The sequence below is a fragment of the Streptomyces sp. NPDC002104 genome, from assembly GCF_053593795.1.
The window spans coordinates 1-10,475 of the sequence record NZ_JBSFDF010000101.1; the positions used below are offsets into that span (position 1 = coordinate 1).

The 10,475-nt window shown below is 70.2% G+C and carries 7 protein-coding genes; 2 read left to right on the plus strand and 5 right to left on the minus strand.

Features of this window, described 5'->3' with window-relative positions; translation table 11 throughout:
- Window positions 1-108: 108 nt before the first annotated feature.
- The 5 genes from ACWCP2_RS37725 to ACWCP2_RS37745 all read right to left on the minus strand — a co-directional run bounded on the left by ACWCP2_RS37725 (window position 109) and on the right by ACWCP2_RS37745 (window position 7,104).
- Window positions 109-1,272, minus strand: coding sequence for an XdhC family protein (locus tag ACWCP2_RS37725; RefSeq protein ID WP_450913053.1), 1,164 nt, complete (start codon window positions 1,270-1,272; stop codon window positions 109-111).
- Between the two features lie 82 nt (window positions 1,273-1,354).
- Window positions 1,355-2,818 (minus strand): NCS2 family permease, encoded by a 1,464-nt coding sequence (locus tag ACWCP2_RS37730; protein ID WP_450913054.1) that lies wholly within the window; start codon window positions 2,816-2,818, stop codon window positions 1,355-1,357.
- Between the two features lie 370 nt (window positions 2,819-3,188).
- Window positions 3,189-5,594 (minus strand): xanthine dehydrogenase family protein molybdopterin-binding subunit, encoded by a 2,406-nt coding sequence (locus ACWCP2_RS37735; RefSeq protein WP_450913055.1) that lies wholly within the window; start codon window positions 5,592-5,594, stop codon window positions 3,189-3,191.
- A gap of 2 nt (window positions 5,595-5,596) precedes the next feature.
- Window positions 5,597-6,205 (minus strand): (2Fe-2S)-binding protein, encoded by a 609-nt coding sequence (locus tag ACWCP2_RS37740; RefSeq protein WP_450913056.1) that lies wholly within the window; start codon window positions 6,203-6,205, stop codon window positions 5,597-5,599.
- Window positions 6,206-6,207: 2 nt separating this feature from the next.
- Window positions 6,208-7,104, minus strand: a complete 897-nt coding sequence (locus ACWCP2_RS37745; RefSeq protein ID WP_250744166.1) for an FAD binding domain-containing protein — start codon at window positions 7,102-7,104, stop codon at window positions 6,208-6,210.
- A 254-nt stretch (window positions 7,105-7,358) separates the two neighbouring features.
- Between ACWCP2_RS37745 and ACWCP2_RS37750 the strand changes: the two genes are divergently transcribed.
- Window positions 7,359-9,038 carry a PucR family transcriptional regulator gene (locus ACWCP2_RS37750; protein WP_266885523.1) on the plus strand — a complete coding sequence of 560 codons (1,680 nt, stop codon included), beginning with the start codon at window positions 7,359-7,361 and terminating at the stop codon, window positions 9,036-9,038.
- A gap of 209 nt (window positions 9,039-9,247) precedes the next feature.
- Window positions 9,248-10,033: a hypothetical protein gene (locus ACWCP2_RS37755; protein WP_450913057.1), complete on the plus strand. Its 786-nt coding sequence runs from the start codon at window positions 9,248-9,250 to the stop codon at window positions 10,031-10,033.
- Window positions 10,034-10,475 lie beyond the last annotated feature (442 nt).

Below are 10,475 nucleotides of genomic sequence, written 5' to 3' on the forward strand. Positions count from 1 at the left end.
CAACTGTAATTTAATACGGGATGCATCCCGGCCGCCGCCGGAATAATCAACGGGCGCGACCCCGCGGGGTCGCGCCCTTTCCACACCGTGCTACAGCTCGTCAGCTCTTCAAGCGACGGAACCGATCCTGCTGATCACCGTGTTCGCCACGTCCGGGTGGATCGGGATGTGCGCGCCGGTCAGGGCCACTCCGGTGCCGCCGCGCCGGTTGGCGACGATCTCGGCGGCGATGGACAGCGCGGTCTCCTCCGGCGAGCGGGCGCCGAGGTCCAGGCCGATCGGGGAGCGCAGCCGGGCCAGTTCGAGCTCGGTCACGCCGACCTCGCGGAGCCGCTTGTTGCGGTCCTCGTGGGTGCGGCGGGAGCCCATGGCGCCGACGTAGGCGACGGGAAGTTTGAGGGCCAGTTCGAGGAGCGGGACATCGAACTTGGCGTCGTGCGTGAGGACGCACAGGACCGTCCGGCCGTCGATCGCACCGCTGGAGGACTGCTCCTCCAGGTAGCGGTGCGGCCAGTCGACCACGATCTCGTCCGCCTCGGGGAAACGCTTATTCGTGGCGAACACGGGCCGGGCGTCGCACAGCGTCACCCGGTAGCCGAGGAACTTGCCGATCCGCACCAGGGCGGAGGCGAAGTCGATCGCCCCGAAGACGACCATCCGGGGCGGCGGGACGCTGGACTCGACCAGCACCTTGAGCGGCTCTCCGCAGAGGCGGCCGTCGGCGCCGATCTCCAGCACGCCGGTCTTGCCGGCGTCGAGCATCGCCCGGGCCTCGTCGGCGATCGCCCGGTCCAGCTCGGGGTGACCGCCGAACCCGCCCTCGTAGGAGCCTTCGCCCCGGACGAGTACGGCGCGGCCCATGAGCTCGGCCGGGCCTTCGGCGATCCGCGCGACCGCCGCCGCCTCCCCGCGAGCGGCGGCGGCCAGCGAAGCCGCGAACACCTCCCGGGCGGGAGAGTCCACGGAGACGGGGGTCACCAGGATGTCGATGATTCCGCCGCAGGTCAGACCGACGGCGAAGGCATCGTCATCGCTGTAGCCGAAGCGCTCCTGGACGGTTTCGCCGTCCTCCAGCGCCTGCTGGCACAGCTCGTACACCGCACCCTCCACGCATCCGCCGGAGACCGAACCGATGGCCGTGCCGTCGCTGTCGACGGCGAGGGCCGCTCCGGGCTGGCGGGGTGCGCTCCCGCCGACCGCCACGACCGTGGCGACGGCGAAGTCACGTCCCTGCTCGACCCACCGGTTCAGTTCTTCGGCGATGTCCAGCATGGGGGCCTCCTCGGAGAGGTTCGGTTTCCAGTATCGGATACGTGGAGGGTGCGGCTTTTGTTACGGATCAGATCCGCCCGGCTCAGTTGACGCCGAGCCATCCCTCGATGGGGTGGAGGGCGAAGTAGATGATGAAGATGCCGGTCAGCGCCCACATGAAGGCACCGATCTCGCGGAACTTGCCCTGCGCGATCTTGATGGCCACGTAGGAGATGACACCGGCGGCGACACCAGCGGTGATCTGGTACGTGAACGGCATGATCACGACGGTCAGGAAGACCGGGATCGCGGTGGCGCTGTCGGCCCAGTCCACGTGGCGGGCGTTCTGCATCATCATCGCGCCGATGACCACGAGGGCCGCGGAGGCGACCTCACCGGGGACGATCTGCGTGATCGGGGTGAAGAAGAGGCAAGCGGCGAAGAAGAGGCCGGTGACGACGGAGGCGAGACCCGTGCGGGCTCCCTCACCGACGCCGGTGGCGGACTCGACGAACACGGTCTGGCCGGAGCCACCCGCGATGCCACCGATGGCGCCACCGGCACCGTCGATGAACAGCGCCTTGGACAGGCCCGGCATGCGGCCCTGGTCGTCGGCGAGCTTGGCCTCGGTGCCGACACCGATGATGGTGGCCATCGCGTCGAAGAAGCCGGCGAGCACCAGGGTGAAGACGATCATGCCGATCGTCATGACACCGACGTCGCCCCAGCCGCCGAACTCGACCTTGCCGAAGAGCGAGAAGTCGGGCATCGAGACCGCGGAGCCGGAGAGCTCCGGAGCGCCGTTCTTCCAGGCCTTCGGGTCGATGTCCACGATGGCGTTCAGGATGGCCGCGAGGATGGTGCCGCCGACGATGCCGATCAGGATCGCGCCGGGGACCTTGCGGGCCTGCAGCATGAAGATGGCGAGCAGCGTCACGCAGAAGAGGAAGACGGGCCAGCCGGCGAGCTCGCCGACCGAACCGAGCTGGACCGGGGGACCGAACTCGGACCCGTGGCCCACGAAGCCGGCCTTGACGAGGCCGATCAGGGCGACGAAGAGGCCGATGCCCATGGTGATCGCGTGCTTCAGCGCGAGCGGGATCGCATTCATGATCATCTCGCGGAGGCCGGTGACGACCAGGAGACAGATCACGACGCCGTACATCACGCACATGCCCATGGCCTGCGGCCAGGTCATCTGCGGGGCGACCTGCGAGGCGAGGACACCGGAGACGGACAGACCGGCGGCCAGTGCGAGCGGCACCTTGCCGACGAAGCCCATGAGGAGCGTGGTGAGCGCCGCGGCGAAGGCGGTGGCGGTGATCAGAGCCTTCTGGCTCATCGTGTCGCCGCCGACGTCCTTGCCGGACAGGATGAGCGGGTTCAGCAGGAGGATGTAGGCCATGGCCATGAAGGTCGTGATACCGCCACGAACCTCGTTGCCGATGTTGGATCCGCGCTTGCTGATGTGAAAGTACCGGTCGAGCCAAGACTGTCCAGTGGGGTTCGAAGAGCCGTCTCCGGCTTCCTCCGCACTGGTCTTGGGCTCCACAGAGGACTGGGTCATGGTGCCTAACTCCCAAGGTTCAAAGGGGCACCCGCATAAAGATTGGAGACACGGGATTTGGGAAAACGCGTTTGGCTGCACGACCCGGGGTGACGGCCCGAGGCGACGCAAATTGTGCACTGCGTGTACTGCGGGTACTGCGAGGGTTCTGCGGTACGGCTGGTACTCCTGGTGTCACCTGGGGTAGTCGGTGCACCGGGGGGTACTGCTGGGGGGTACTGCCGGTGAAAACTGACCGCGAGCGGTGCGGTGCTGATGACTCCGGACTTCTGTGCTCCGGGCGGTGCGACTGGAAGTGTGACGTTCCCGTGTCGCACCGCCCGGAAGTCTGGGGGGTCCGGGGGCCTCACGGCCCCCGGACCACGCCGTCCTAGAGGGTGCCGGTGAGCAGTTCCGGACGGATCGGCGTCTTGTTGATCTCCAGACCGGTCGCCGCCCGGATCGCCGCGATGACGGCCGGGGTGGACGAGAGGGTCGGGGCCTCGCCCATGCCGCGCAGGCCGTACGGGGCCTTCGGGTCGGCGAGCTCCAGGACGTCGACCGGGATGGTCGGGGTGTCGAGGATGGTGGGGATCAGGTAGTCCGTGAAGGAGGGGTTGCGCACCTTCGCGGTCTTCGGGTCCACGATGATCTCTTCCATGATCGCGACGCCCAGGCCCTGGGTGGTACCACCCTGGATCTGGCCGACCACGGAGAGCATGTTCAGGGCCTTGCCGACGTCCTGGGCGGTCGCCAGCTCGACGACCTTGACGAGGCCGAGCTCGGTGTCCACCTCGACGACCGCGCGGTGCGCGGCGAAGGTGTACTGGACGTGGCCGTTGCCCTGGCCGGTGACCAGGTCGAAGGGCTCGGTCGGGGCGTGACGGAACTCGAGCTCGATGTCGATCGCGTCCTCACCCTCGAGGATGTCGGCGATGTCCGCGAGGACCTCTCCGCCATCGGTGACGACCTTGCCGCCTTCGAGGAGCAGCTCGGCGGTCGCCCACGCGGGGTGGTACGAGCCGTTCTTGCGCCGGCCGATCTCCAGGACCGCCTCGCGGACGGCCTCACAGGTGTTCTTCACCGCGCCACCGGTCATGTACGTCTGCCGCGAGGCGGACGTGGAACCGGCGGAGCCGACCTGGGTGTCGGCCGGGTGGATGGTGACCTGCGAGACACCCAGCTCCGTACGGGCGATCTGGGTGTGGACGGTGATACCGCCCTGACCGACCTCCGCCATGGCCGTGTGGACCATCGCGACGGCCTCGCCGTTGATGACCTCGAGGGTCACGCGGGCGGTGGAGTAGTCGTCGAAGCCCTCGGAGAAGCCGACGTTCTTGATGCCGACCGCGTAGCCGATGCCGCGGACGACGCCTTCACCGTGGGTGGTGTTGGAGAGGCCGCCGGGCAGCGCGCGGACGTCCGCGCCCTCGCCGGCCGACTCCCACTGGCGCTCCGGCGGCAGCGGGCGGGCCTTGACCCGGCGCAGCAGCTCGGCGACGGGCGCCGGGGCGTCCACGACCTGGCCGGTGGGCATGATCGTGCCCTGCTCCATGGCGTTGAGCTGGCGGAACTCGACCGGGTCCATGCCCAGCTTCGCCGCGAGCTTGTCCATCTGGGCCTCGTACGCGAAGCAGGCCTGGACGGCGCCGAAGCCGCGCATCGCGCCACAGGGCGGGTTGTTCGTGTAGAGCGCGATCGCCTCGATGTCCACGTCCTCCAGGACGTACGGACCGACCGAGAGCGAGGAGGCGTTGCCCACGACCGCCGGGGAGGCGGACGCGTACGCGCCGCCGTCCAGGACGATCTTGCACTTCATGTGCGTGAGCTTGCCGTCCTTGGTGGCGCCGTGCTCGTAGTACAGCTTCGCCGGGTGACGGTGCACGTGGCCGAAGAAGGACTCGAAGCGGTTGTAGACGATCTTGACCGGCTTGTTCGTGGCCAGGGCCAGGAGGCAGGCGTGGATCTGCATCGAGATGTCTTCACGGCCACCGAACGCGCCGCCGACGCCCGAGAGCGTCATCCGGACCTTCTCCGGCGGCAGGCCCAGGACCGGGGCGATCTGCTGGAGGTCCGAGTGCAGCCACTGGGTGGCGACGTAGAGCTCGACACCGCCGTCCTCGGACGGTACGGCCAGACCGGACTCCGGGCCGAGGAAGGCCTGGTCCTGCATGCCGAAGGTGTACTCGCCCTCGACGATGACGTCGGCGCGCTTGCGGGCCTCTTCCACGTTGCCGCGGATGATCGGCTGGCGGTGCACGATGTTCGGGTGCGGGACGTGACCGATGTGGTGGTCGTCGCGGCCCACGTGGATCAGCGGCGCGTCGGGGGCGAGGGCGGAAGCCTCGTCCGTGACGAGCGGCAGCTCCTTGTAGTCGATCTTGATCTTGGCGGCCGCGCGGCGGGCGGTCTCCGGGTGGTCGGCTGCCACGAGGGCGACCGGCTCACCGTGGTGACGCACCCGGCCGTTGGCGAGAACCGGGGTGTCCTGGATCTCGAGGCCGTAGTTCTTCATCTCGGCCGGCAGGTCGTCGTACGTCAGGACCGAGTAGACACCCGGCATCGCCAGGGCCTCGGAGATGTCGATCGAGACGATCTCGGCGTGGGCGACGGTGCTGCGGAGCGTCTGGCCCCACAGCATGTCCTCGTGCCACATGTCCGAGGAGTACGCGAACTCACCGGTCACCTTGAGGGTGCCGTCCGGGCGCAGAATCGATTCGCCGATCCCGCCCTTCTGGTGGTTCTGCGTGACGTTGGTCGGCGTTCCCGCCGGGACCGTACGCGTGTTCTGGGCCATGGTCAGACCGCCTCAGACTGACGGGCGGCCGCCAGGCGGACCGCGTCGAGGATCTTCTCGTAGCCCGTGCAGCGGCAGAGGTTGCCGGACAGGGACTCACGGATGTCCTGGTCGGACGGGGAGGGGTTCGCCTCCAGCAGCGCGTCCGCCTGGACCAGGAGGCCCGGGGTGCAGAAACCGCACTGGACGGCGCCGGCGTCGATGAACGCCTGCTGGATGGTGGAGAGCTCGACGCCCTCACCGGTCTGCGAGTCGCCCGGCTTGGCCTGCCACTGCTTGGCCGCGTCCAGGGTGACGCCGCCCTTGCTGCCGCAGCCGCCGCCGGTGCCGCAGGCACCGCCGTGGCTGTGCTCGTCGCGCTGCTTGGCGAACTCCGCCAGGCCCTCGACGGTCACGACGTCGCGGCCCTCGACCTGACCGGCCGCGACCAGACAGGAACAGACCGGCACGCCGTCGAGGCGGACGGTGCAGGAACCGCACTCGCCCTGCTCACAGGCGTTCTTCGAACCGGGCAGGCCCAGGCGCTCGCGCAGGACGTAGAGAAGGGACTCGCCCTCCCAGACGTCGTCGGCTTCCTGCTGACGGCCGTTGACAGTGAAATTGACGCGCATGATTACGCAGCCCCTTCAAGCGAGCGGCCGTTGTTCGAACCGCGGTACTGCTCCCACGTCCAGACGAGCTGGCGGCGAGCCATGATGCCGACCGCGTGGCGGCGGTACTTCGCCGTGCCGCGGACGTCGTCGATCGGGTTGGCCGCGCCGGAGGCGAGGTCACCGAACTGCTTGGCGATCGACGGGGTGATGACCTTGCCGGACTCCCAGAAGCCACCCTCTTCGAGCGCGGCGTTGAGGAACTCCTCGGCGGCCTTCGCCCGGATCGGGGTCGGCGCGGCCGAACCGATACCGGTACGGACCGTGCGGGTCTCGGGGTGCAGCGCCAGGCCGAACGCGCAGACGGCGATGACCATCGCGTTGCGGGAGCCGACCTTGGAGTACTGCTGGGGGCCGTCCGCCTTCTTGACGTGGACGGTCTTGATGAGCTCGTCGGCGGCCAGCGCGTTGCGCTTGACGCCGGTGTAGAACTCGTCGATCGGGATCAGGCGGGATCCGCGTACGGACTCCACCTCGACCTCGGCACCCGCCGCGAGGAGCGCGGGGTGGGAGTCGCCGGCCGGCGAGGCGCAACCGAGGTTGCCGCCGACGCCGCCGCGGTTACGGATCTGCGGGGACGCGACCGTGTGCGAGGCGAGCGCGAGTCCCGGAAGCTCCGTGCGGAGGTTCTCCATGATCTGCGTGTACGGGACGGAGGCGCCCAGACGTACCACGTCCTCGCCGACCTCCCACTCCCGCAGGAGACCGATGCGGTTCAGGTCCAGGAGGTACTCCGGCCGACGGTGGTCGAAGTTGATCTCGACCATCACATCGGTGCCACCCGCAATCGGCACAGCTGTGGGGAACTCGGCCTTAGCGGCGAGCGCCTCCTCCCAGCTGGCGGGGCGAAGGAAGTCCATGTGCGGCTCTCTTCTTCTTAATCGGGTCGTTCACTTCAAGCCAGGAGGCCGTTGGGCCCTCGACTGGTCGTTCACGTGCTGTTAACGCGGTGTGGACTCAGTACACCGGCCCTGCGTCCCCCGGGTGCAGTCACCGAAACCATGAAGGAGTTGGCTGGGGACCTCCCTCGTCTTGTAGATTCGTATGAAAGGCAGGATGCGACGACCTGCCCGATTTCCAACGGCAACATTCGAGACAGATCGGCGGCGACATCATGCGGCTGCGCGCACTGCTGGAAACCGAGGCGCTGGGGCTGCGGCTGCTGGGCGGCGAGGAAGAACTCGACCGGACGGTCCGCGGGGTCATGACGACCGACCTGAGGGATCCCAGCCGATACCTATCCGGAGGGGAACTGGTCCTCACTGGCCTGGCATGGAGACGAAATTCGGCCGACTCCGAGCCGTTCGTACGAATCCTCGCGAGCGCGGGCGTGGCCGGCCTCGCGGCCGGCGAGGCCGAGCTGGGTGACATTCCCGACGATCTCGTCACGGCGTGTCTGCGCAACCGTCTGCCGTTGTTCGCTGTAAACGAAGACGTTGCATTCGCCACCATCACCGAGTACGTGGTGCGGCAGGTCTCGGGAGAGCGCGCCGGGGACCTCGCGGCCGTCGTGGACCGCCATCGGCGGCTCATGACCTCCGGTCCCGCCGGTGGTGGACCCGATGTGGTCCTCGATCTGCTCACCACGGACCTCGATCTCCGGGCCTGGGTGCTCTCCCCCACCGGCCGGCAGATCGCCGGGGCGGGCGAGCCGCTGGCGCCGGGCATCTGCGCGGCACTGGCGAGCGAGCACCTCGCGGCGGTCCGGACGGGCCGCAGGGGTCCGCACCGGATCTCCCTCCAGGGTATTACCTACTCCCTCTTCCCGATCAGGGGACACGGCCGCGGAGCCGCAGGTCCGGCGGCCCGCGACGTCCGCGAGAGCGTGCTCTCGGACTGGCTGCTGGCCGTCGAGGCCGACGCCGGCGACTGGCCCGCCGAGCGGCTCGACCTGCTCCAGGGCGTCACCCAGCTCATCGCCGTCGAGCGGGACCGCCGCGACGCGGCCCGCACCGTGCGCCGGCGCCTGGCCCAGGAGGTCCTGGAACTGGTCCAGACGGGCGCTCCGCCCGCCGAGATCGCCGCCCGCCTGCGGGTGGCCGCGCCGGTCCTCCTGCCCGGCCTGGGCACCGCCCCGCACTGGCAGGTCGTCGTGGCCCGGGTGGACTGGGACGGCGGCGACATTGCCGGCGGCCCGGTGGCCCAGTCGCTCCTCGAGGAAATCCTGGTCGACCCCTCGGTCTCCGGACCGGAACCGTCCGACCGGATCGCCGTCGCGCACGCCGGGGACGAGGCGATCGCCCTCGTACCGCTGCCCGCGCCCGCCGGGGAGCCCGGCGAGGAGAAGGGCCCCGACACCGCCCTGCACGCGGAAACGCTGCTCGCGGCCGTACGGGACCCCCTCGCGGCCGGGCTCGCCGACGACGGCCGGCTCACCCTGGGCGTCAGCGCGGCCGTGTCCTCCGCCGAGGGCCTGCGCGGGGCCCTGGAAGAGGCCCGGCACGCCCGCCGGGTCGCGGCGGCCCGCCCGGGCCGGGTCTGCGCGGCCGGCCACCACGAGCTCGCCTCGCACGTCCTGCTGCTCCCGTTCGTCCCGGACGACGTCCGCCGCGCCTTCACGGCCCGGCTGCTCGACCCGCTGCGGGACTACGACCGCCGCCACCGCGCGGAGCTCATCCCCACCCTCGAAGCCTTCCTCGACTGCGACGGCTCGTGGACCCGCTGCGCGACGCGGCTGCACCTCCACGTCAACACGCTGAGGTACCGGGTCGGGCGAATCGAGCAGTTGACGGCACGGGACCTTTCCCGGCTGGAGGACAAGCTCGACTTCTTCCTCGCACTGCGGATGAGCTGAGAAGATCCGCCGCCTGACCGGCCGGGGGGCCGGTCAGCGGGCCTCGGGCCCCGCTGGAGCCCGAGTCGGGTCCGGGCGGGGTCGGCTGATGATCCGTCCGGACTTTGTGAAAGAGTTCACCCGACCCCTTGGCCGAAGCCGCCGATCCGTGCTCTCATTTCGCCCCAGGGCTCAACGACGTGCTGCTTGGTTGCTTTGGGGAGGGCAATGTGGCGGATACCGCCATGTCCAGTGCCGGAACTATCGGGGGAGACGACCCCCTCCAGCGGGCGATATGGCGGCTGCGCTCGCGCGGCTGTTGGACCGACGCGGCGGCCCTGCTGACGCCGCACCTGCACGACGCGGGAGCCGCCGTGCAGCGGACCGGGCTCCTGGTCGAGCGCTGCCTGTTCACGGGCCAGGGCTGGGCCGAGGCCGAGGACGCGCTGCGGGTGGCCGAAGCCGTCTCCCAGGACGACGACGACCGGGGCGCGGCCGCGTGCGAACGCGGTCACCTGGCGTACGCGGCGACCGTCCTGGGCGTACGCGACCGGGCCGACGAGGCCCGCTCCGCGCTCGGCCGCGCGGCGGCCCTGCTGTCGCCCGGCTCCCGCACCCGGCCCCTCCTCGACTTCCGCCGGGGCCTGGTCGCCGAACACCTCGCGGACGCGCCGTCCTCCGCCCTGCCCGCCTACCGGCGGGCCCATGCGGGGGCCCTGGCCCACGGCGACACCCTCCTGCTCTCCTTCACCTGGCGGCACCTGGCGGCGCTGGCCCTGCGGGACGGGGAGGTCGCCGAGGCCCGCAAGGGCTTCGCGGAATCCCTCCGCATCCGGGAGGACCTCGGCTTCCTGATCGGCACGGCCCCGGCCCTGGCGGCCCTGGCCGAAGCCGAACCGGAACCGGAGGCCACCCGCCTCCGCGCCGAGGCCCGCCGCCTCTTCCACCTCCTGGGCGGCATCCCCACCTGGCTGGCCGACCAACTCCACCCCACCCCGGCACCCACCCCTTCCTGACGCACCCCTCGCACCGCTGCGCGGGACTCCGCCCGGCGGTGACCGGTCGGGTGTTCGCCGTCCCGGCGCGGGGCCCGGCCGGGCGGCCCTGCGGGGCGAAGTCCCCTACCCGCCCTTCCACCGTTCCCCGGGCGCTGCCCGGACCCGCACCTCAAACGCCGGCGGGGCTAAATGGGGGGCACCGGGCTGCGCCCGGACCCCCAAAGACCCGGGGCTCCGCCCCAGACCCCGGTCCTCAAACGCCGGACGGCTGAAAAGACCCGGGGTCAGGGGCTGCGTGCGGGCCGGGGACGGGGGCGGGGTGGGGTGTTGGCCGGGACGTAAAGCGTGATTTGTGGCGCAAAGGCAAGCCACAACTGTCGAAAGTCGGGCACAGGGCGCCTAAATCATGCAGTCCAGGCCGACACCCCACCCCGCCCCCGGCACCGGCCCCCACCCGCAG